Genomic DNA, 20,946 nt, shown 5'->3' with positions numbered 1-20,946 from the left:
CCGCCCGGAATCCCGAAACGGCTTTCCGGCCGGCCGCAGGCGTCATCCGCGCCGCCTGGGCCTTGCGGTGGGAGAATCGGTGGTCATGCGCGCCGCCTATGTCGAACAGCTCGGGTCGCCCGATGTCATTCGCTTCGGCGAGTTGCCCGATCCTGTGCCGGGGGCCGGTGAGGTGCTGGTGGACGTGGTGGCCACCGTGGTCGACCCGGTGGACACCTTCGTCCGGTCGGGGCTGTTCCGGACGCCGCTGCCGTTTCCGTTCGTGGTCGGACGGGACCTCGTGGGCACGGTGGCGTCCGCGGGGTCCGGTTTCGCAGTCGGCGAGACGGTGTGGTGCAACAGCCTGGGCCACGACGGCCGGCAGGGCGCGGCCGCCGAACGGGCGGTGGTGCCCGCCGACCGCCTGTACCGGCTGCCTGCGGGCGTACGCCCTGAGGAGGCGGTGGCCGTGTTCCATCCCGCCGCGACCGCCTGTCTCGCGCTCTTCACCCACGGCGGGCTGCGCCCCGGAGAGACGGTGCTGGTCGGCGGCGCGGCCGGCAACGTGGGCAGCGCGCTGGTGGAGTTCGCGTACCGGGCGTACGCACGCGTCCTCGCCACGGCCGCCCCGCACGACCACGAGCACGTCCGCTCCCTGGGCGCGGCGGAGGTCGTGGACTACCACGCCCCCGATCTCGCGGCGCGGCTGGCGCGGCTCGCCCCGTCCGGCGTCGGCGTCCACGTCGACACCTCGGGACGCAACGACCTGACGACCGCGGTCGGCCTCCTCGCCCACCGCGGGCGCATCGTCGTTCTGTCCGGCGCCCGCGACGAGCCGACCCTGCCGGTCGGTCCGCTCTACATGAAGGACGGCTCCCTGCACGGCTTCGCCATCTCCAACGCCACGGCCGCGGAACTGGCCGAGGCGGCGTCCGCCGTCAACGACCTCCTGGCCTCGGGCGGCCTGCGGCCCCGCTCGGTCGAGTACCAACCCCTCAGCGCCGCTGCGGAGGTCCACCGGCGCATGGAACGCGGCGAACTACACGGCCGACGCGTGGTGCTGCGCCCCTGAGCCGGGCCGCGCGTGGCACAGCCTCCCCCGGGCTCCGGCCCCACGGCTCCGGCTCCGGCTCCGGCTCCGGCTCCGGCTCCGGCTCCGGCTCCGGCTCCGGCTCCGGCTCCGGCTCCGGCTGGGACCTCCCCCACCCGGCTCCGGACACAACCTCCCCGTCCCCGCGTCCGTTCCCGTCGGCGCGCTTGTCCGGACGGCCCGCGGCCGGGTACGACAAGGAGGTCCGCGCCGCCAGGCGCCGGCCGGGCGGCCCCCACCGCCGGGCGCACATGACCGACAGCCCACCACCGTCAGGCACAACCGACCGGACAGCCCCAGCCGCCAGACCCGGACGGCCGACTGACCGCCACCGGGTGCTGACCGGACGGCCCTCACCGCCAGGCCCACAAGACCAACAGCCCACCACCGCCGGGCGCGCCCTACAGGGGCCGGCGGTGCCCGACCGCCGCCACCGGGCCGGCACCGTACGCGCCGCTCAACGTCCGCAGGCTTGACCTGGCTATGACAGAATCCGCCGACACCTCATGGCACGACAGGAGTGTGATGGACGGTCGCATATCCGGGGGGCCGCAGGTCTCGGCGGTCCGCGCGTGGTCGTTCACCGCGGCCATGGCAGCCGTCGCCTGGCTGCCACTGATCGGCTTCCTTCTGCTGATCGCGGCCGGGGGGCTGGTCTGGGGAGGCTGGCAGATGATCGCGCTGCCGATGCTGTGGCTGCTTCCGGCCCTGTACACGAGGGCCGTCCTCCCCGACGCCCTGCCGGGCCGGGCGGTACGGCCTGACGACGAGCCGGAACTCGCGGCGCTGGTGCGGGACATGGCCGAGCGCACCGGTTTCGGCGCTCCGCTGCTGGTGCGGATCGTGCCGGAGCCGGCGGTACTCACGTACCGGGTGAGGATCGGGGGCGGACACGCCTACGCGCTGCTGCTCGGGCTACCACTGGTCCGGGCGCTCTCGGCCACGCACCTGGCCGCGGTGATCGCGCACGAGCTGGCCCACGAGCGTCACTTCGACGACCGTCGCACACGTGCCCTGCTGGCGGCGCGCGTCGCGCTCGCCGAACGGCTGGAGGGGCGCCTGCGGCCACTGGCCCCGCTGGCCGCTCCCCTGCTGCGCGCGACCCAACCATGGCCCTGGCAGGAGGAGTTGGCAGCCGATGCGGAAGCCGCCCGGGTGGTGGGCGGTGACGCGGCGCGCGAGGCCGTCGAGTGGGTCGCCGTGATCGACGCGGCATTCGACGGGATCGCGCAGGACTGGGTGGAGGACCTGGTCGAGGAGGGCTCGTACCCGGTGGACCTCTACGAGGCGTTCGACCTCGCCCTCCAAGACCCGCTGGTGCGGGCCCGGGCCGCCCGCGAGGATGCCGAGGAGGAGGCTCTGGACGTCTACGCGACGGCCACCCATCCGCCGACGGCCGTGCGGACGGCCGCGCTGCCGCACACCGGCACCGGCACCAGTGCGGCGTACGGCTCGGCTCCGCTCGTGCTGCGTGACGCCGAGGTGGTCGCCGAGTGGTGCGTCCAGCATCTGGCCTGCGCGGACGGACCCGGTGGGACGCTCCAGGCGGGCGGCGGGGGCGGTGCCCTCCGGCCCGAGGACCTGAAGCCGGTGCGTCTCCTCCAGCTCGACGCCGACAGGTTCCGCCTTCCCGCCGACGGCGGCCACCGCGCGGAGGCGCTGGCGGCCGCGACCGGGCAGTCCTCCCCCACCGGGGCGCTGCGCGCGGCACTGGACGCCGTCGCCGACGGCGACTGGTACGGCCTCGCCCGCCGGATGCGCCCTCAACTGCGGTGGCTGCCGGCCGCCGTGCGCAGGAGTCTCGGCTGCCAGGTACTCGCCAGTGCCATGGGCGCGGCCCTGGTGCCGCTGCTGCTGGAAGCCGGCTGGTCCTGCACCTCCCGCTGGATGAGCACCGTGCTCACGGCGCCGGACGGCACGGTCGTCGACCTGTACGAGGTGCTCGTCACGGCCGTGGACGGCGGCGACCCGGCGCCCGTCCACGCCCTGCTGGACAAGTCCGGGACCGAGAAGGCGGAGAGAGCATGAGACGCCCCGGCCCCGCCCTGCGCGTCGCCCTGCTGGGCATGACGGCCACCCTGACCGGATTCGCGTTGTTCGCGGGCTGGCTGGGTTTCCACGCGCACGCCTACGGCCAGGCCCGCGACCGGGCCACGGCCCACGCCACCGGCGTGGTCGTCGAGGACGACCTCGGGGACACCGAGGACATCCGGGTGCGCTGGAAGGACCGCACGGGCCGTGAGCACGTGCAGCGCTTCGAGATCTACGACACCGACCGCTACACCAAGGGCCGTCGGTTCCCCGTCGCCTACGACCCGGACGAGGCGGACCCGCGGGGCTTCCCCGGTGACTCGGAGGAGACCGCCGCCGAGGACGACCTGTTCGTCCCCGTCCTGCTCGCCGGGGCCACGGCCGCTCTGCTGTGCTCGGTGTGGGCCCGACGTGGTCTGCGGTTCTGGTGGGCGGCGCGGCGGCCGTCCCGCCCGATGACCGCGACGGTGCACTGCGGTACCGGGTCCGCCTCCCCGCATGCGCTGTCGGAGAGCCTGTGGCTCAGGCTCACCGAGACGGGCGCGAGCGACCGGCCGGCCGTCTGGCAGCGGATCATGTGGCATCCCGTCATCGACGGGCTCCGGGGCCCGGTCGAGGTGAGTGCCCATCACGGCACCGGCTCGCGCGGCGCGGTGGTGGTACGGCTGACGGACGGCACCCGTCTGGTCCCCCTCGGGCGGCGGCGGCGGGTTGCGCCACGCCGTGTGCTCCTCGACGAGCACACGGCGGTCCGCACGACCCTGAGGGACTCCTTCACCCCGGTCGACGCCACGGCGCGCTTCACGCGGCCCTGGTGGTGGCCGGGCGCCCGGGTGGCCGCGTTCGGACTCGTCCTGGGCACCGTGGCGGGGGCGTTGCTCATCGGCGGGAGCCTGGTGGCCGCCGTGGGGATGGCGCTGTGCGCGGCCACCCTGCTCACCGCGCTGTGGGCACTGAGCGCTCCGCGCCCCTGACCCGCGCCGACGCGGGTCCGCAGCCACGGCAGCCACTCGCCCCGCGGCCGGTGTGCGTGGAGGGGCCGCGGGGCGAGGGACATGCGGTCGACTCGTTGTTCAGCAGCCGAAGTTGACGAGCTTGAACGTGACGTAGTGGTCCGCGGTGTAGTAGTCCTCCCGCGTCTTCTTGCCGGTGACTATGCGCCGGGCGCCGCGGTCGGAGGAGCCCGGGGTGACGACCGTGTACTCGTGGTAGTACCCGCTCGCCTGCGCGGGCAGGACGCCTTCGCGGTTCTGGAAGACGACGCCGTCCTGGGAGTACGGGAAGGGACCGCCCTTGTCGATCAGACGGAGCGTGTCGTACGCCTGCGAGGGCAGCGCGCTGTAGCAGATGCTGCCGACCGCCGTCGCGGCGGCTTCGGCCGGGGCGGCGGCGACGGTGCCACCGACGAGGAGAGCGGACAGGAGGGCGCCCGCGGCGCCGATCCGGGTGGTACGCGGGGGGAATGTCATGGGCTCATCATGACGCGCGTAGATAGTGGCATGTCAATGACAAGTTCAGGAGTTCACCGTCAAGTTCGGTGAATTCGCGGGAAGTTAATCCTGATAGGAGCCGTATCGTGGGCGTCCGACGACGTCGTACGACTGGATGGACACGCCCGCCCCGGTGACACGGCCACCGGTGTGCGTGAAGGCGGTGGGGACAGTGCCCTCCTCGAACAGGCGGTGTCCGGCGCCGAGTACGACCGGGAACGTCAGCAGGTGCACCGTGTCGACGAGGTCCAGCGCCAGCAGGGAGCGGACGAGGTCGCCGCTGCCGTGGACCTGGAGTTCGCCCTCGGTGCGCTCCTTGGCCGCGGCGACCTCCTCGGCCAGGTCCTTGGAGATCACGGTGGTGCCCTGCCAGGCGGGGTCGGTCAGGCTGGTGGAGACCACGTACTTCGGCAGGCCGTTGAGGCGGGCGGCCACCGGGTTCGCGGGGTCGGTCACCTGTGGCCAGTACGCGGCGAAGATGTCGTAGGTGCGGCGGCCGAGGAGGAAGGCTCCGGCGCGGTCGAAGACCTCGGTCATGAACCGGCCGAAGTCCTCGTCGCCGTACGGAACGCTCCAGCCGCCCTGCGTGAAGCCGTCGCGGTCGTCCTCCTGGGGACCGCCGGGCGCCTGGTGGACGCCGTCCATGCTCACGAAACCGGTGACGACGAGCTTGCCCATGGCGGGTGCCTCTCTTTCGGTGGGTCTTCTCTTCGGTGGGTTCTTCCGGTGCGGTTCTCCGTCACCGGTACAGACCCCACCGTCCCCCGAAACTCATCGGCCCCGGCGGACCCGGCGGGCGGGGCGTGCCGGTCCGTGCGGACGGAACGCCCCGCGGGCGCGGACGGGTCAGCCGCCCAGTTCCTGGTGGCGGGCCGCCAGGGCGGCCGCGCCCTGCTCGGTCAGCGCGCCGAACAGGCGGAGCCGGGAGATTCCTCCGTCCGGGTAGATGTCCACGCGCGCGTGCGTGCCGACGGCCGCCGCGGGCAGCACGAAGCGGTGGTTGGTGTCGGGCTGGAGACGGGTGCGCGGCAGGATCCGCGTCCACTCGCCGTCCTCCCCGTCCTTGACGGAGACGGACGCCCAGCCGGCGCTGTTGCCCTTGAGGTAGGCGGTGTCGATCTCCAGGGCGCGGATCCCGGTGTGCCCGGCGAGGCGGTAGCTGATCCAGTCGTTGCCCTGGTCGCGGCGGCGGCGGGTCTCCCAGCCGTCGTCCATCTTGCGGGAACGGCCCGGCTGGATGGTGTTGGTGGCCGGCGAGTAGAAGAGGTTGGAGGCGTCCTCGACGCTGCCGCCGTTCTCCAGCGCCACCACGTCGAAGGTGCCGAGCGCGGCCAGCCACGCCGGGTCGGGCACGACCTCGCCGTACACCCGCAGGCGGGCGATGCCGCCGTCGGGGTGCTGCTTGAGACGCAGGTGCGTGAAGCGCTGCTCGACGTTCACCTCGAAACCGTTGGCCGCGTGGCCGCCGACCGCGGTACGCGGGACGAGGGTCGTCCACTTCACGTCGTCGCCGAGGAGTTCCTCGGGCGTGGGGGCGCCGTCGACCGAGGTGCCCTCGACGGAGACGGCCTGCGGGTAGTTGCCGCGGAAGTGGGCGGTGTCCACGACGATGCCGCGGACGACGCCGGGCGCGCCGAGCCGGATCAGCGCCCAGTCGTGGTCGTCCTCGGTGGGCCAGGGGTGCTCGGCCGAGACGCCGCGCCGGCGGCGGGTCTCCCAGCCGTCCATGACCTTGCCCTTGTGCCCGAAGTCCTCGGGGTCGAAGTCGGCCCGCTCGGGCACCAGCAGGTTCTCGCGCTGGGCGAAGAACTCGTCGTTGGCGGCGACGACGCCCGCGCCGAGCCGGCGGTCGGCCAGGTTGGCGTGCCTGGTGAAGGGGAATTCGGCCGTACGGTAGTCGGCGTAGGAGTCGCCGCCGCCGTAGGGGTTCGCGTCGCCGGTGAAGTGCAGGGTCGCCGTCACAGTGATCAGTTCGTCCTTTCCAGAAGTCGGCCGGTGGGTTCGGTGAAGCGGTCGTCGAGCGCGGGGTCGTAGACGCGCTCGCCGCGCAGCCAGGTGGATTTCACGACGCCGCGCAGGGTCTTGCCCGCGTACGCGGTGATGCGGTTGCGGTGCTGGAGCGCGGCCGGGTCGACGGTGAAGGTCTCGTCGGTGGCCAGGACCGCGAAGTCCGCGTCCCGGCCGGGTGCGATGGCGCCCTTGCGGTCGAGGCCGGCGAGGTTCGCGGTGCGCTCGGACATCCAGCGGACCACGTCCTCGATGCCATGGCCGCGCCGGGCCGCCTCCGTCCAGATGGCCGACAGGCTCAGCTGGAGCGAGGATATGCCGCCCCAGGCGGTGGCGAAGTCGGACGTCTTGAGGTCCACGGTGGACGGCGAGTGGTCGGTGACGACGCAGTCGATGGTGCCGTCGGCGAGCGCGGCCCAGAGCAGGTCCTGGTTGGCGGCCTCACGGATCGGCGGGCAGCACTTGAACTCGCTGGCCCCGTCGGGCACTTCCTCGGCGGTGAGCGTGAGGTAGTGCGGACAGGTCTCGACGCTGAGCCGGACGCCCTCGCGCTTGGCGGCGGCGATCAGCGGCAGCGCGCCGGAGGAGGACAGGTGCAGGATGTGGACCCGCGCGCCGAGCCGGCGGGCCAGGGCGATGAGGCCCTCGATGGCGCTGTCCTCGGAGACCTGCGGGCGGGTCTGCAGGAAGTCGGCGTACTTCGGGCCGCTCAGCCGGGGGGCGAGCCCGAGTTCGTGCGGGTCCTCCGCGTGCACGATGAGCAGCCCGCCGAAGCCCGCGATCTCCGCCATGGAGGCGGTCAGCCGGTCGTGGTCCAGCTCGGGGAACTCGTCGACCCCGGACGGGGACAGGAAGCACTTGAAGCCGAAGACGCCCGCGTCGTGCAGGGGCCGCAGGTCCTTGACGTTGTCCGGGAGCGCGCCGCCCCAGAAGCCGACGTCGATGTGGGCCTTGCTGCGGGCCACCTCCTGCTTGACGCGGAGGTTGCCGACGGTGGTCGTCGGCGGCAGCGAGTTGAGGGGCATGTCGACGAGGGTGGTGATGCCTCCGGCGGCCGCCGCCCGGGTGGCGGTCCAGAAGCCCTCCCAGTCGCTGCGCCCGGGGTCGTTCACATGGACGTGGGTGTCGACGAGTCCCGGCAGCAGAGCGTCGTCGCCGACGTCCTCCAGCCGCGCGCCCACCGGCACCTCGGCGTCATGCGGCAGTACGGCCACGATCCGGCCGTCGGCGACGGTGACGGACGCGGGGCGCACGCCCTCGGGGGTCACGACGCGTGTGGAGCGCAGTACGAGCTGTACGTCGGGCAACGGACGCCCCTCCTCTGGTGCGGTTCCTCTGTTCACTGTCGCTCACCCGCGAAACAAGCAAAATTCCGGAGAGCGGAAACAAGTTTCCTGTATACGGAGTCTTCATGGCCGAGCCTCATGAGTCAAGACCTTCCTGGCGGAGCGGACCTCGTCGCGGCGGCCTGCGCGGGCGACGCACGATCTGCGTCAACGCGCGCTCGGCGGCCAGTTGACCATCCGCTTGGGCCGCGGCCGGGCGTATGTGCGCACCTTCGAGGTGGACAGGCCGAGCCGGACCAGGGACTCGGCGATCGTCACGGCGGCGGTCACGCCGTCGACGACGGGGACCCCGGTGCGTTCGGCGACGCGCTCGGTGAGCCCGGACATGCCCCCGCAGCCGAGGCAGATCACCTCCGCCCGGTCCTCCTCCACGGCGCGGGCGGCCTGGTCGGCGATCGCCGCGACGGCGGCCTTCTCGTCCCGCTCCAGATCGAGCACGGCGAGCCCGCTGGCGCGCACGGAGGCACAGCGGGCGCTCAGCCCGGCGGCGTGGAGGCGCTCCTCGATCAGCGGGACCGTGCGGTCCAGGCTGGTGACGACGGAGTAGGTGCGGCCGAGGAACTGGGCGGTGCTCGCGGCGGCCTCGGTGATGTCGACGACGGGGACGTCGAGGAGTTCCTGGAGGCCCTCGCGGCCGTGCTCGCCGTAGCCGGCCTGGATCACGGCGTCGAAGGGCCCGGGGTAGGCGCGTACGGCCTCCATCACGGCGATGGCGGCGAGGTAGCTCTCGTAGTTGCCCTCCACGGACTCCGCTCCGAAGGAGGGGGTCAGTGGGACGATCTCGGTGCCTGGTGACGCCGCGGCCGCCGCCTGCTCACCGATCGAGTCGGTGATGGACTGCGTGGTGTTGACGTTCACGACGAGGATGCGCATGGTCGGCTTTCTGGGTGATTCCGCTGGACGGCTGGTTCAGTGCGCGATGCGCACGCGGCTCATTCGGCGGCGACCGCGATGGCCTCGCCGTCCACGTCCTGGATCAGGACGCTGCGGTCGGCGATGACCGAGTAGAGGACGGCCGCGAGGATGGCGCCGACGAACCAGGAGAAGCCGGCCACGGCGTGGAAGGCGGGCATCAGGGCGAGGACGACGGCGATGGCCGCGGAGGGCGCGAAGGCCCAGACGGCCCGCGGGTTGTAGCCGCGGCGGTAGTGGTACTCGCCCCGCGCGTCCTCGGTGTAGAGGTCGGGGACGTTGACCCGGGCCCTTCGCAGCAGCCAGTAGTCGGCCATGATCACGCCGAAGAGCGGTCCGAGCAGGGCGCCGAGGCCGCCGAGGAAGTACTCCACCGCGATCGGGCTGTTGTAGAGGTTCCACGGCGTGATCACCAGGCCGACACACGCGCTCACCAGGCCGGCGCGGCGGAAGTTCAGCCGCCGCGGGAAGAGGTTGACCAGCGCGTAGATCGGTGCCACGAAGTTGGCCAGCAGGTTCACCGCGACGGTCAGGGCGATGAGGGCGACCGAGGCCGCGGCCAGCAGGATCATGTTCGGGATGGTGCGGACGATGTCCGTGGGGCTGGTGATGATCTGCCCGTCGAGCTTGAACTGCGCGCCGCACAGGACCGCCACGATGACGGCGAAGAAGAGCATGTTCACCGGGATGCCGATCACGTTGCCGCGGACGATCGAGGCGCGGCTCCTGGCCGAACGGGTGAAGTCGCAGAAGTTGAGTACGAACGTGCCGTAGATGACCACCCACAGCGCGGCGGCCTGCAGGACGTGCAGCCACATCGTGCCGCCCGGGAGCGGGTGGCCGTCGGACAGGGAGATCGATCCGCCCGCCCGGAAGAACATCCACGCGGCCAGGGCGCTCATGGTGATCAGGGTGGTGGGCGCAGCGAAGGCCATGTAGCGCCGGATCATCTGCATGCCGTAGCTCACGATGAGCACCTGGAGCAGCCACAGGGCCATGAAGGTGATCCAGCCGAGCAGGGACTGACCGAGCACGGAGTGCTTCTCGAGGCTCCCCAGGCCGGGGAACATGGCTACGAGCAGCGCGCTCAGCACGGAGGCGGCAAGATAGGTCTGGATCCCGAACCAGGCGATGGCGACGCCGCCGCGGACGCCGGCGGGTATCTTCGCGCCCTTGATGCCGAACGCGATGCGGCTCATGACGGGGAACGGGACGCCCGTCTTGTGTCCCATGAACCCGGACAGGGTGAGCAGGAGGAAGAGCAGGAGAGAGGCGAGTGCGAAGGCGGCCAGGATGCCCCACACGTTCAGGCCGAGCGCGAACAGTCCGATCGCGAAGGCGTAGTTGCCGAGGCTGTGCACATCGTTGGCCCAGAGCGTGAAGACGTTGTAGGCGCCCCAGCGGCGCCCCTCTTTCTTCGTGGGGGCGAGGTCGTACGTGTACAGGCCAGAACTCGCGGTGTTGCCGGTGTCCACGGATGATCGGTCATCCACAGCAGGAGGCATACGGGCTCCCGGGGAGGGGAAGGTGGGGAACATTCGGTGTTTTCCACAGAACGGAAGTAAACTTCCGGTGGCCAGAACGTAGTTTTCACCGAGAGCAGCGTCAAGGGTCAGCCCGCATTTCAGACGAGGATATGGACAAACCCTTGCTGATCGGCAGGAACGGCCCATGACAGGCCTGGGTGGGCATCCGACCAGGCCGGTAACATGCGGCCACACCCGCAGAAAGGAATGCGACGTGCCGCCGTCAGACGAGCGCAAGTCCTCCGCCTCCGCCGGCCCCGCCGCCACCGGTGGGGTCCAGTCCCTCGAGCGCGCCTTCGATCTGCTCGAGCGGATGGCGGACGCCGGAGGCGAGGTGGGTCTGAGCGAGCTCTCCGCCACGAGCGGTCTGCCGCTGCCCACCATCCACCGGCTGATGCGGACCCTGGTCGCCTGCGGCTACGTACGGCAGCAGCCGAACCGCCGGTACGCGCTCGGGCCCCGCCTCATCCGCCTCGGCGAGTCCGCCGCGCGGCTGCTCGGCACCTGGGCTCGCCCATACCTGGCCCGGCTGGTGGACGAGACGGGTGAGACGGCGAACATGGCGCTGCTGGACGGCGACGAGATCGTCTACGTGGCGCAGGTGCCGTCCAGGCACTCCATGCGGATGTTCACCGAGGTGGGGCGCCGGGTGCTGCCGCACTCCACGGGTGTCGGCAAGGCGCTGCTCGCGCACACGTCCGACAACGAGGTGCGCGCGCTGCTGGCCCGCACGGGGATGCCGGCCGCCACGGACAAGACGATAACCACCCCGGAAGGCTTCCTGGCGGCCCTGGCGGAGGTCCGACGGCTCGGCTACGCGGTCGACGACAACGAGCAGGAGATCGGCGTCCGCTGCCTCGCGGTCACCGTCCCCGACAGCCCGACGGCCGCGGCGATCTCCATCTCCGGCCCGGCGGGCCGTGTCACGGACATCGCGACGGAACGCATCGTCCCGGTCCTCCAGCAGGTGGCACAAGACCTCTCCAAGGCCCTGGCCAGCTCGGGCCCGGCGGTCTGACCCCCGGCCGACCGGCCGGGAAAACGAGCCTCGGCCCGACCGGCTCACGTCCCCCGGCCGACCGGCTCCAGACGGCCGTCTCTCATCTCCCGTACCGCGTCCGCCGCGCTCAGGTGGGCGCGGTCGTGGGTGACGAGGACGGTCGCCGTGCCGCGGGCACGGGCGAGGCCGGCCAGCAGGTCGATGACGGCAGCGCCGCGTTCGTGGTCGAGGGCGCTGGTGGGCTCGTCGACCAGGAGAACGGAAGGATCGTTCATCAGCGCTCGCGCGATGTTGACGCGCTGGCGCTGACCGCCGGAGAGCTGGTGCGGGCGCCGGTGCGCATGGTCGGCGAGGCCCACCGCGGCCAGGAGTTCGCGGACCCGGCCCGCCGCCGGCCGGCGGCCGTCCAGGCGGGCCATCACCTCCAGCTGCTCCGCCGCCGTGAGGGACGGCAGCAGGTTCGGCTGCTGGAAGACGATCCCGATGCTGCGGCGGCGCAGCACCGCCCGCTCCCCGGCGCTCAGCTCCCCCGTCGGCGTACCGTCCACGCACACGCGTCCGCTGTCCGGCGTGATCAGCGTGGCCGCGACCGCGAGCAGGCTGGACTTGCCCGAGCCGGAGGGCCCGGCCACCGCCGTGACCGTGCCCGCGGGCACCTCCAGGCGTACCCGGTCCAGGGCGGTGAGCCGGCCGTCGCCGTCGGGGTAGGTCAGGGTGATGTCGTCGAGGAACAGGCTCATCGCACGCCTCCCAGCGCGGTCAGCGGGTCGACGGCGGTGATCCGCCGGACGGACAGGCCGGCACCCAGCACACCCAGTGCGGCCATCACCGCGGCGGGCAGCAGGACGGTCGGCGGGTCGAGTACGAAGGGAACCGCGCCGCCCCGCACCAGTGCACCGGTCAGGGCCGCGAGCCCGGTGCCGAGCAGCGTCCCGGCGGCGAGCAGCACCGCGGCCTGGCCCAGCGCGTCGCGCAGCAGGTGGCCGGTGGAGGCGCCGAGCGCCTTGAGCACGGCGATGTCGGGGGACCGCTGGATCGTCCACACCGTGAAGAACGCCCCGACGACGAGCGCGGAGATGGCGAACAGGAAGCCGCGCATCAGTTGCAGCGAGCCGTTCTCGGCCTGGTAGGAGCCGATCGCGGTCAGCGCGTCGTCCTTGGCGAGGGTCTTCGTGCCGGCGGTCCGGTCCCCGGCCGGGACGTCGGCGCCCTGTGCGCGCAGCGCGATCACGGTCGCCCGGCCGCCGTCCCACGCGGTCCACACCACGGGTGTGTGACTGTAGGAGGCACCGCCCGCCACGGCCGCCACGGTCCAGGTGGCGGAGCCGAGCCGGACCCGGTCCCCGGCCGCGACGCCGAGTTCGGAGGCCGCCTTGGCGGAGAGCACGGCCCGCCCGGGCGCCACGCCCTCCGGTGCGATGCCGGCCGACGGGCGTACGGCGAACTCGGACACCGCCGCCGTGCGGCTCCCGGCTGCCGCGTCGAGCGTGCGGATCGCGACCGGCTCCGCGTACGGAACGCGCTCCGCCCACCGCCGGACGGCCTCGGGCGGCAGCGAGGAACCGGTGAACGACACCGGCCGGCCGCCGGGCGGCGCGGCGAAGGCGAGGTGGTCGGCGGGCAGGCCCCTTACCGCCGAGACGTTCTCCTCGGCGAGCCCGGCGGTGAGCCCGGACAACAGCCCCACGAGCAGGGTGATCAGTGTGACCACGGCGCCCATCAGGGCGAACCGCCCCTTGGCGAACCGCAGGTCTCTCCATGCGACGAACATGCCGTCCACCTTGCGCGGCACCGCCCCCCTCAGGCATCGCGCCGGGGCACGGCTGTCGCGGACCGAAGGGAGCACCCCTCTTTCGAACTTTCGGTTGACCGGATCACCGCCCGGCCCGCCTACCCTGGACCCGTCATGGACATCCGCCCCCGCTCCCCCGTCGTCGTCACCCTGCGCCTGTGCCTGTACGCACTGTTCGCCGGTCTGCTCGTGCTCGCCGCCGCCCGCGCGCACGACCCGGCCGCCGTGGCGGCCGCGCTGGGGACCGGCGCGGTGTTCGCCTGGGGCGCGCTGAGCCCGGCCACCCACCGCTCCCAGCGCGTGGCCGCGGTGTGGCTGGCGGCGCTCTGCGCGGCCTGGCTGGTGCTGCTCTCGTTCTCCCCCGAAGCGGTGTGGGCGGCCTTCCCGCTGTACTTCCTCCAGCTCCATCTGCTGCCCGTGCGCTGGAGCCTGCCCGCGGTCACCGCGACCGCGGGCGCGGCCATCGCCGGTTTCATCGGGCACGGAGAACGGCTGAGCGCGGGCGCCTTCCTGGGCCCCCTGCTCGGCGCGGGAGTGGCCGTCGCCACGGTCCTCGGCTACGAGGCGCTGTACCGGGAGAGCGAGCGGCGCCGTGAGCTGATCGAGGAACTGGTGGCCACCCGCGCCGAGCTGGCCGACGCCGAGCGCACCGCCGGCACGCTCGCCGAACGGGAGCGGCTGGCCCGGGAGATCCACGACACGCTGGCCCAGGGCCTGTCCAGCATCCAGCTGCTGCTGCGCGCCGCCCAGCACGCGCTGCCCGACGGCTCCCCCGCCGCCGCGCACATCGAGCAGGCCCGCGCGACCGCACAGGACAACCTCGCCGAGGCCCGCCGCTTCGTGCACGCGCTGACCCCTCCGGACCTGGAACGCGGCTCGCTGGCCGGTGCGCTGGAACGGCTGTGCTCGGGCCCGGCCGCCCCGCCCGAGGTCCGCTTCACGGTGAGCGGCGTCCCGGCCGGGCTGCCCACCCCCTACGAGGTGGCACTGCTCAGGATCGCCCAGTCGGCGCTCGGCAACACCCTGCGGCATGCCCGCGCCCAGCGCGCGGAGATCACCCTGAGCTTCATGGACACGGCGGTGGCGCTGGACGTCGTCGACGACGGTGCCGGTTTCGACCCCGGCGCCGAGCACACCGCCGCGCGGTCCGGCCGGGCGGCGGACGGCGGTTTCGGGCTGCCCGCGATGCGCTCGCGGGCGGAGGCGCTGGGCGGGACGTTCACCGTGGAGTCGTCGCCCGGCCAGGGCACCGCGGTGGCGGTCACGCTGCCGTATCCGGACTCCGGGGGCGGCGCATGACGATCCGGCTGCTGCTGGCGGACGACCATCCCGTGGTCCGCGCGGGCCTGAAGGCGGTGCTGTCCGCCGAGCCCGACTTCGAGATCGCCGGGGAGGCGCCGACGGCGGAACGCGCCGTGGAGCTGGCCGCGGCGGGCGGGGTGGACGTGGTGCTGATGGATCTGCAGTTCGGTCCGGGCGGAGCGCACGGCGCGGAGGCCACGGCGGCGATCACCGCACGACCCGGCGCTCCGCGCGTCCTGGTGCTCACCACGTACGACACCGACGCGGACATCCTCGCCGCGGTGGAGGCCGGCGCGGCCGGGTACCTCCTGAAGGACGCGCCGCCGCAGGAGCTGGCCGCCGCGGTACGCACCGCCGCCTCCGGCCGCTCGGCCCTCGCGCCCCTGGTCGCCCACCGTCTGATGGACCGCATGCGCACGCCCGCGGCCGCGCTCAGCCGCCGCGAGCTGGAGGTGCTGGAACTGGTCCGCGACGGCCTGTCGAACCTGCAGATCAGCAAGCACCTGTTCCTGAGCCAGGCCACGGTGAAATCCCATCTGGTGCACGTCTACGCCAAGCTGGGCGTGGAGTCGCGCACCGCGGCGGTGGCGGCGGCGACCGAGCGGGGCCTCATCCGGCGCCGGAGACCGTGAGGGCCACGGACCCGGACGGGCCTGCCGCGCGGAGACCGGGTCTCCGGGCACGGGCGCCGATGTGACGACGCCCGGTCGCCGGTTCGTCAGCCTCGCGGCTGCTCGCCGAACAGGTCCACCGCCGTGCGCACCTGGGACAGTCCGGACGCCAGGGCGCTGACCGAGCCGATGGAGCCGGCGATCAGGAGCAGGGAGCGGCGCAGGCGCGGGAGTTCGGGGGTGCCGTGGGTGGTCATCGCGGCGAGTGCGGCCAGTTCGTCCTCGGCGATGACCCGGTCGGTGAACTCCGCCGGATATGAGGCGAGTTCGCGGCGCAGCCGGGCCACCGCGGTCCGCAGTTCCGTCACCCTGGGATCCTCTTTGCCGCCGGTCGCCGGCCGCCGGTCCAAGCTCCGCAACACAGCCCCTCCCCCTCGCACGCCGTCGTGCGCCGTCCCCTCCGTGGTCCCGTCGGACATCCCTGTGGAGCGGGTCGGGCGCCGGGGGACGCAGATCAGTAAACGCCACCCGGACCGGGACGCGCCACCGCGCGGACCGAAATTCAGCCCCCGCACACCGGCTCGAAGCCGGCCGGTGCGCGGTATGCAGGACCCATGACACGCACAGAGGACGAGATCGCGGGACTGGTGCTGGCGGCCGGCGGCGGACGCCGGCTCGGCGGGCGGCCCAAGGCCCTGCTCGCGCACCGGGGCCGGCCGCTGGTGGAGCACGCGGTCGCGGCCCTGCGGGCGGCCGGATGCGAGCGCGTCCACGTGGTCCTGGGCGCACGGTCGGCCGAGGTGCGGCAGCGTGCGGAGCTGCCCTGCTGCGTGCTCGTGGACAACCCGCACTGGGAGCAGGGCATGGGTTCCTCATTGCGGGCCGGACTGGACTCCCTCGCCGGCACGGGGGCACGGGCCGCCCTGGTCCTGCTGGTGGACCAGCCCGGCGTGAGCGCCGAGGCGGTGGCCCGGGTGCGGGCCGCGTACCGGGACGAGGGCTCGCTGGTCTCGGCCGCGTACGACGGCGTGCGCGGCCATCCGGTGCTGCTCGGGGCGGCCCACTGGGACGGCGTCGCGGAGAGCGCGGCCGGCGACCGGGGGGCGCGCGCCTATCTGAGGGCGCACGAGAGATCGATCACCCTCGTCGAGTGCGGGGACGTGGCACGGGCGTACGACATCGACACCGAGGCCGACCTGGGCCACCTTGAGTGAGCGGCGCGGCACCGAGCGCCACCTTCCCTCGACCCGAAGATTCTCGACATCAACACACCTTGAACTTCCACCATGAGGAAACTACTATCCACATTTCAGAAGCACTCGCCGCTCCCCGGGTGCGGTATGCCGCTTTCACGGCCATGGGCACCCGGTGCCACGGCAAGGTGGCACTGAACGTGGTTCGCTGAAGAAGCTCCCCCGAAGGAAGTGACAGCTCATGTCCGCACCAGCGCCGTCCCCGCTGGCCATCGTCGACGCCGAGCCCCTGCCCCGGCAGGATGAGGTCCTCTCCGACGCGGCGCTCGCCTTCGTGGCCGAGTTGCACCGGCGGTTCACCCCGCGCCGCGACGAACTCCTCGCCCGCCGTACGGAGCGCCGCGCCGAGATCGCCCGCACCTCCACGCTCGACTTCCTCCCGGAGACGGCCGCGATCCGCGCGGACGACTCCTGGCAGGTGGCCCCCGCCCCCGCGGCCCTGAACGACCGCCGGGTCGAGATCACCGGCCCCACCGACCGCAAGATGACCATCAACGCGCTCAACTCGGGCGCGAAGGTCTGGCTCGCCGACTTCGAGGACGCCTCCGCCCCCACCTGGGAGAACGTCGTCCTCGGCCAGCTCAACCTGATCGACGCCTACACCCGGAACATCGACTTCACGGACCCCGGCTCCGGCAAGTCCTACGCGCTGCGCCCGAACGAGGAACTCGCCACGGTCGTCATGCGCCCGCGCGGCTGGCACCTGAACGAGCGTCACCTCGTGGACGCGGACGGCACCCAGGTGCCCGGCGGCCTCGTCGACTTCGGCCTGTACTTCTTCCACAACGCCAAGCGTCTGATCGACCTCGGCAAGGGCCCCTACTTCTACCTGCCGAAGACGGAGTCGCACCTGGAGGCGCGGCTGTGGAACGACGTGTTCGTCTTCGCCCAGGACTACGTCGGCATCCCGCAGGGCACCGTCCGCGCCACCGTCCTGATCGAGACGATCACGGCCGCGTACGAGATGGAGGAGATCCTCTACGAACTGCGCGACCACGCGGCCGGGCTGAACGCGGGCCGCTGGGACTACCTGTTCTCCATCGTCAAGAACTTCCGTGACGGCGGGGCCAGGTTCGTCCTGCCGGACCGCAACGCGGTCACGATGACGGCTCCGTTCATGCGCGCCTACACCGAACTCCTCGTGCGCACCTGCCACAAGCGCGGCGCGCACGCGATCGGCGGCATGGCGGCCTTCATCCCCTCCCGCCGGGACGCCGAGGTCAACAAGGTGGCCTTCGAGAAGGTCCGCGCCGACAAGGACCGCGAGGCCGGCGACGGCTTCGACGGCTCCTGGGTGGCCCACCCCGACCTGGTGCCGATCTGCACGGAGTCCTTCGACAAGGTCCTCGGCGACAAGCCGAACCAGAAGGACCGGCTGCGCGAGGACGTGCACGTCGAGGCGGCCGACCTGATCGCGATCGACTCCCTGGACGCCAGGCCGACGTACGCGGGCCTGGTCAACGCCGTCCAGGTCGGCATCCGCTACATCGAGGCCTGGCTGCGCGGTCTGGGCGCGGTGGCGATCTTCAACCTGATGGAGGACGCGGCCACCGCGGAGATCTCCCGCTCGCAGATCTGGCAGTGGATCAACGCCGGTGTCGAGTTCGAGAACGGCGAGAAGGTCACGCCGGAACTGGCCCGCAAGGTCGCCGACGAGGAACTGCGGAACATCCGCGAGGAGATCGGCGACGAGGCATTCGCCGCCGGCCACTGGCAGCAGGCCCACGACCTGCTGCTCCAGGTCTCCCTCGACGAGGACTACGCCGACTTCCTGACCCTGCCGGCGTACCAGCAGCTCAAGGGCTGACCCCCGCACCGCGTCAGGTGGCCCCGGAACTCTCCGGGGCCACTGCACAGGACAGGTCCGCGCCCCGGCTCATCCCAGGTGCACGGACCAGTCCTGTGCGGCGGCCGGCCTGCCGTGCAGGTCGGGGACGGTCTTGAGCCAGTCCGGGCGGCCCGCCCGGGTCCGCGCCGTCCGCCGGGACTCCTCCGCCGCCAGTTCCTCGCGGGTGGGGAAGTCGGTGGGCAGCCAGGCCGGGGACGCCCCGACGCGGGCGGCCAGGTAGTCGACGTAGGCGTGCCGGGCCTTGTCCGCGGTGGCGAAGCCGGGCTCGTCGGCGAGCCAGGCGTCCGGCACCTCGGCGAGGACGGACCGCAGCAGCTCGCGGGTCACCCTGGGGGCCAGTTCGGCGTCGGCGGCCCGCACGTCCGGCGCGTACCGGCCGAGGGCGTGATGGCGGAAGTCGTAGGCCTTCGCCGGATCCGATGCCTTCCCCGGATCCGAGGCGTCCCAGCGGTGGTGGAAGACCAGGGCCGCGCCGTGGTCGATGAGCCACAGGCGCGGCGGCGCGGTGCCGAAGGTCGGCCACACCATCAGGTTGGAGCTGTGGACGGTGCGGTCCACGTTCACGGTCAGCGCGTCCAGCCAGACGATCCGGCCCGCCTCCCCGGGGTCCACCGGAAAGTGCTCGGCGACCTCGGGGGTGAAGTCCGCGGCGCCCGGCAGGTAGTCCATGCCGAGGTTCACGCCCGGGCTCGCGTCGAGCAGGTCGCGGACCTCCTGGTGCGGTTCGTGCGCGGCGAGCGCGGGGTCGAAGTGCACGAGGACCAGCTCGGGGAAGCGCAGTCCGAGGGCGCGCGCCAGCTCACCCACGATGACCTCGGCGATCAGCGCCTTGTGGCCCTGCGCGGAGCCGGTGAACTTGACCACGTACGTCCCCAGGTCGTCGGCCTCGACGATTCCGGGCACGGAGCCGCCGGACCGCAGGGGTGCGACATAGCGGGTTGCAGTGACCTCTCGCATCATCTTCCAATGCCCCACGGGCTGCTTGCCTTGCATTCCACGGCCGGCTCCGATGCGGTGCAATCCGCATGAAGTGACCATAGTAACCAGGCGTGACAGCCGTGGAGGAGTGCCCGAACCGTCGGCCGACATGACGTGTCCGATGCCCGCCGGGCGTTGATCGAACAGAACCTCGCACCACATTCGACGGTGTCGTGTTTAGTGCGGGTTCTTACGGTCACGCGAGTGTGAAGTTCATGGAGGACCGGCACGACGAAAGGTCAGACTCATGACGGAGTTCCATCCCGCCACCACGACGGACTCCGGCGCTCCGGTGGAGAGTGATGAGCACTCTCTCACCCTCGGACCGGGCGGGCCGGTCCTGCTGCAGGACGCCTACCTGATCGAGCAGATGGCCCAGTTCAACCGGGAGCGGATTCCCGAACGCCAGCCTCACGCCAAGGGGAGCGGCGCCTTCGGCCACTTCGAGGTGACCGAGGACGTCAGCGCCTACACCATGGCAACCGTTTTTCAGCCGGGCACCCGCACCGACCTGGTCATTCGCTTCTCGACGGTCGCCGGCGAGCGGGGCAGCCCCGACACCTGGCGTGACCCTCGCGGCTTCGCGGTGAAGTTCTACACCACCGACGGCAACTACGACATGGTCGGCAACAACACACCGGTGTTCTTCGTGAAGGACCCGATGAAATTCCAGCACTTCATCCGATCCCAGAAGCGCCGCGCGGACAGCAACCTGCGCGACCACGACATGCAGTGGGACTTCTGGACACTCTCGCCGGAGTCCGCGCACCAGGTGACCTGGCTGATGGGAGACCGCGGCATCCCCCGCACCTGGCGCCACATGAACGGCTACACCTCCCACACGTACATGTGGATCAACGCCAAGGGCGATCGGTTCTGGGTGAAATACCACTTCAAGACCGACCAGGGGATCGAGTTCTTCACCCAGCACGAGGGCGACCAGATGGCCGCCGCCGACACGGACTACCACATGCGCGATCTCTTCGAGCACATCCGTGACGGCGACTTCCCCAGCTGGACCCTGTACGTGCAGGTCATGCCCTACGCGGAGGCCTCGCACTACCGCTTCAACCCGTTCGACCTCACCAAAGTGTGGCCGCATGGCGACTACCCGCTCATTCCGGTCGGCCGGATGACCCTGGACCGCAATCCGACCGACAACCACGCGGAGATCGAGCAGGCGGCATTCCAGCCCAACAACTTCATCCCCGGGATCGGGCCGAGCCCTGACCGCATGCTGCTGGCCCGGCTGTTCTCCTACGCGGACGCCCACCGGCACCGCATCGGCGCCAACTACCAGCAGCTTCCCGTGAACGCGCCCATCGTCGACGTCCGCTCCTACTCGAAGGACGGGGCGATGGCGTACCGGAAGACCACTGATCCGGTGTACGCCCCGAACTCCAAGGGCGGTCCTGCCGCCGACCCCGCCCTCTTCGGCCCTCCGCCCAGCTGGACGGCCGACGGCGAGATCGTCCGCGCCGCGTACATCTCCCATGCCGAGGACGACGACTGGGGGCAGCCCGGCACACTGGTCCGCCAGGTCCTGGACGACGCCGCCCGGGACCGTCTGGTCGACAACGTCGTCGGACACCTCCTCGACGGGGTCAGCGAACCGGTCCTGGAGCGGGCCTTCGCGTACTGGTCGAACATCGACGAGACGATCGGCAAGCGCGTTGCCGACGGCGTGCGCTCCAAGGCCGACGAGAAGGACCCGAAGGCCGCTGAGCAAGGAAGCCCCGCACGGCGCGGCATGCAGCACAAGGCATGACGTTCCCGGGGG

General features: G+C 72.0%; 19 protein-coding genes. 9 read left to right on the top strand and 10 right to left on the bottom strand.

Going from position 1 to position 20,946, the window contains the following annotated elements; all coding sequences use genetic code 11:
* Positions 1-85: 85 nt before the first annotated feature.
* The 3 genes from CG719_RS01015 (at position 86) to CG719_RS01000 (ending at position 4,074) form a co-directional block, all read left to right on the top strand.
* The gene (locus CG719_RS01015; protein WP_100566759.1) at positions 86-1,051 is read left to right on the top strand and encodes an NADPH:quinone reductase; all 966 of its coding nucleotides are present in this window, start codon (positions 86-88) and stop codon (positions 1,049-1,051) included.
* Positions 1,052-1,594: 543 nt separating this feature from the next.
* Complete coding sequence (locus CG719_RS01005; RefSeq protein ID WP_159024798.1) at positions 1,595-3,097, top strand: M48 family metallopeptidase; 1,503 nt, start codon at positions 1,595-1,597, stop codon at positions 3,095-3,097.
* Positions 3,094-4,074, top strand: coding sequence for a hypothetical protein (locus tag CG719_RS01000; protein ID WP_100566515.1), 981 nt, complete (start codon positions 3,094-3,096; stop codon positions 4,072-4,074). The genes CG719_RS01005 and CG719_RS01000 overlap by 4 nt, the downstream gene beginning before the upstream one ends.
* Before the next feature lie 99 nt (positions 4,075-4,173).
* On the opposite strand, the gene CG719_RS00995 is transcribed toward CG719_RS01000, so the two are convergent.
* The 6 genes from CG719_RS00995 to CG719_RS00970 form a co-directional block, all read right to left on the bottom strand.
* Positions 4,174-4,569 (bottom strand): ribonuclease domain-containing protein, encoded by a 396-nt coding sequence (locus CG719_RS00995; protein WP_100566514.1) that lies wholly within the window; start codon positions 4,567-4,569, stop codon positions 4,174-4,176.
* Positions 4,570-4,653: 84 nt separating this feature from the next.
* Positions 4,654-5,268: a dihydrofolate reductase family protein gene (locus tag CG719_RS00990; protein WP_100566513.1), complete on the bottom strand. Its 615-nt coding sequence runs from the start codon at positions 5,266-5,268 to the stop codon at positions 4,654-4,656.
* Between the two features lie 168 nt (positions 5,269-5,436).
* Positions 5,437-6,552: an allantoicase gene (gene alc / locus CG719_RS00985; RefSeq protein ID WP_100566512.1), complete on the bottom strand. Its 1,116-nt coding sequence runs from the start codon at positions 6,550-6,552 to the stop codon at positions 5,437-5,439.
* Positions 6,553-6,557: 5 nt separating this feature from the next.
* Entirely contained in the window at positions 6,558-7,904 is a 1,347-nt protein-coding gene (allB, locus tag CG719_RS00980; RefSeq protein WP_100566511.1) for an allantoinase AllB, read from the bottom strand.
* Positions 7,905-8,090: 186 nt separating this feature from the next.
* Positions 8,091-8,816: an aspartate/glutamate racemase family protein gene (locus CG719_RS00975; RefSeq protein WP_100566510.1), complete on the bottom strand. Its 726-nt coding sequence runs from the start codon at positions 8,814-8,816 to the stop codon at positions 8,091-8,093.
* 59 nt (positions 8,817-8,875) lie between these two features.
* Positions 8,876-10,360: an NCS1 family nucleobase:cation symporter-1 gene (locus tag CG719_RS00970; RefSeq protein WP_100566509.1), complete on the bottom strand. Its 1,485-nt coding sequence runs from the start codon at positions 10,358-10,360 to the stop codon at positions 8,876-8,878.
* 235 nt (positions 10,361-10,595) lie between these two features.
* Here CG719_RS00970 and CG719_RS00965 point away from each other — a divergent pair, with 235 nt between their 5' ends.
* Positions 10,596-11,399, top strand: a complete 804-nt coding sequence (locus CG719_RS00965) for an IclR family transcriptional regulator (RefSeq protein ID WP_100566508.1) — start codon at positions 10,596-10,598, stop codon at positions 11,397-11,399.
* A 44-nt stretch (positions 11,400-11,443) separates the two neighbouring features.
* On the opposite strand, the gene CG719_RS00960 is transcribed toward CG719_RS00965, so the two are convergent.
* Both CG719_RS00960 and CG719_RS00955 read right to left on the bottom strand, forming a co-directional pair.
* The gene (locus tag CG719_RS00960; protein ID WP_100566507.1) at positions 11,444-12,121 is read right to left on the bottom strand and encodes an ABC transporter ATP-binding protein; all 678 of its coding nucleotides are present in this window, start codon (positions 12,119-12,121) and stop codon (positions 11,444-11,446) included.
* On the bottom strand, positions 12,118-13,152 hold the full coding sequence (locus CG719_RS00955) for an ABC transporter permease (RefSeq protein ID WP_100566758.1): 1,035 nt from the start codon (positions 13,150-13,152) through the stop codon (positions 12,118-12,120). The genes CG719_RS00960 and CG719_RS00955 overlap by 4 nt, the downstream gene beginning before the upstream one ends.
* Before the next feature lie 135 nt (positions 13,153-13,287).
* Here CG719_RS00955 and CG719_RS00950 point away from each other — a divergent pair, with 135 nt between their 5' ends.
* Together CG719_RS00950 and CG719_RS00945 are read left to right on the top strand one after the other, a co-directional pair.
* Positions 13,288-14,472 (top strand): sensor histidine kinase, encoded by a 1,185-nt coding sequence (locus CG719_RS00950; protein ID WP_100566506.1) that lies wholly within the window; start codon positions 13,288-13,290, stop codon positions 14,470-14,472.
* Entirely contained in the window at positions 14,469-15,107 is a 639-nt protein-coding gene (locus CG719_RS00945) for a response regulator (RefSeq protein WP_100566505.1), read from the top strand. Before CG719_RS00950 ends, CG719_RS00945 begins: the two co-directional genes overlap by 4 nt.
* An 86-nt stretch (positions 15,108-15,193) precedes the next feature.
* On the opposite strand, the gene CG719_RS00940 is transcribed toward CG719_RS00945, so the two are convergent.
* Positions 15,194-15,508: a DUF5955 family protein gene (locus CG719_RS00940; RefSeq protein ID WP_100566504.1), complete on the bottom strand. Its 315-nt coding sequence runs from the start codon at positions 15,506-15,508 to the stop codon at positions 15,194-15,196.
* Positions 15,509-15,700: 192 nt separating this feature from the next.
* Between CG719_RS00940 and CG719_RS00935 the strand changes: the two genes are divergently transcribed.
* Both CG719_RS00935 and aceB read left to right on the top strand, forming a co-directional pair.
* Entirely contained in the window at positions 15,701-16,300 is a 600-nt protein-coding gene (locus CG719_RS00935) for a nucleotidyltransferase family protein (protein WP_100566503.1), read from the top strand.
* A gap of 220 nt (positions 16,301-16,520) precedes the next feature.
* Positions 16,521-18,146, top strand: coding sequence for a malate synthase A (aceB, locus tag CG719_RS00930; protein WP_100566502.1), 1,626 nt, complete (start codon positions 16,521-16,523; stop codon positions 18,144-18,146).
* Between the two features lie 69 nt (positions 18,147-18,215).
* On the opposite strand, the gene CG719_RS00925 is transcribed toward aceB, so the two are convergent.
* Complete coding sequence (locus tag CG719_RS00925) at positions 18,216-19,148, bottom strand: HipA family kinase (RefSeq protein WP_100566501.1); 933 nt, start codon at positions 19,146-19,148, stop codon at positions 18,216-18,218.
* A 265-nt stretch (positions 19,149-19,413) separates the two neighbouring features.
* Here CG719_RS00925 and CG719_RS00920 point away from each other — a divergent pair, with 265 nt between their 5' ends.
* Positions 19,414-20,934, top strand: a complete 1,521-nt coding sequence (locus tag CG719_RS00920) for a catalase (RefSeq protein ID WP_100566500.1) — start codon at positions 19,414-19,416, stop codon at positions 20,932-20,934.
* The last annotated feature ends 12 nt before the right edge of the window (positions 20,935-20,946 follow it).

Origin of the sequence: Streptomyces sp. CB01373 (assembly GCF_002803075.1) — a bacterium.
Taxonomy (GTDB): Bacteria; Actinomycetota; Actinomycetes; order Streptomycetales; family Streptomycetaceae; genus Streptomyces.
This window is presented reverse-complemented; position numbering and strand designations above follow the sequence as displayed.

Bases quoted from the DNA above. Each gene is read 5' to 3' on its own strand.
- CG719_RS01015 (WP_100566759.1), top strand. From the start codon at position 86: ATGCGCGCCGCCTATGTCGAACAGCTCGGGTCGCCCGATGTCATTCGC.
- CG719_RS01005 (WP_159024798.1), top strand. From the start codon at position 1,595: ATGGACGGTCGCATATCCGGGGGGCCGCAGGTCTCGGCGGTCCGCGCG.
- CG719_RS01000 (WP_100566515.1), top strand. From the start codon at position 3,094: ATGAGACGCCCCGGCCCCGCCCTGCGCGTCGCCCTGCTGGGCATGACG.
- CG719_RS00995 (WP_100566514.1), bottom strand. From the start codon at position 4,569: ATGACATTCCCCCCGCGTACCACCCGGATCGGCGCCGCGGGCGCCCTC.
- CG719_RS00990 (WP_100566513.1), bottom strand. From the start codon at position 5,268: ATGGGCAAGCTCGTCGTCACCGGTTTCGTGAGCATGGACGGCGTCCAC.
- CG719_RS00975 (WP_100566510.1), bottom strand. From the start codon at position 8,816: ATGCGCATCCTCGTCGTGAACGTCAACACCACGCAGTCCATCACCGAC.
- CG719_RS00970 (WP_100566509.1), bottom strand. From the start codon at position 10,360: ATGCCTCCTGCTGTGGATGACCGATCATCCGTGGACACCGGCAACACC.
- CG719_RS00960 (WP_100566507.1), bottom strand. From the start codon at position 12,121: ATGAGCCTGTTCCTCGACGACATCACCCTGACCTACCCCGACGGCGAC.
- CG719_RS00955 (WP_100566758.1), bottom strand. From the start codon at position 13,152: ATGTTCGTCGCATGGAGAGACCTGCGGTTCGCCAAGGGGCGGTTCGCC.
- CG719_RS00950 (WP_100566506.1), top strand. From the start codon at position 13,288: ATGGACATCCGCCCCCGCTCCCCCGTCGTCGTCACCCTGCGCCTGTGC.
- CG719_RS00945 (WP_100566505.1), top strand. From the start codon at position 14,469: ATGACGATCCGGCTGCTGCTGGCGGACGACCATCCCGTGGTCCGCGCG.
- CG719_RS00935 (WP_100566503.1), top strand. From the start codon at position 15,701: ATGACACGCACAGAGGACGAGATCGCGGGACTGGTGCTGGCGGCCGGC.
- aceB (WP_100566502.1), top strand. From the start codon at position 16,521: ATGTCCGCACCAGCGCCGTCCCCGCTGGCCATCGTCGACGCCGAGCCC.
- CG719_RS00925 (WP_100566501.1), bottom strand. From the start codon at position 19,148: ATGATGCGAGAGGTCACTGCAACCCGCTATGTCGCACCCCTGCGGTCC.
- CG719_RS00920 (WP_100566500.1), top strand. From the start codon at position 19,414: ATGACGGAGTTCCATCCCGCCACCACGACGGACTCCGGCGCTCCGGTG.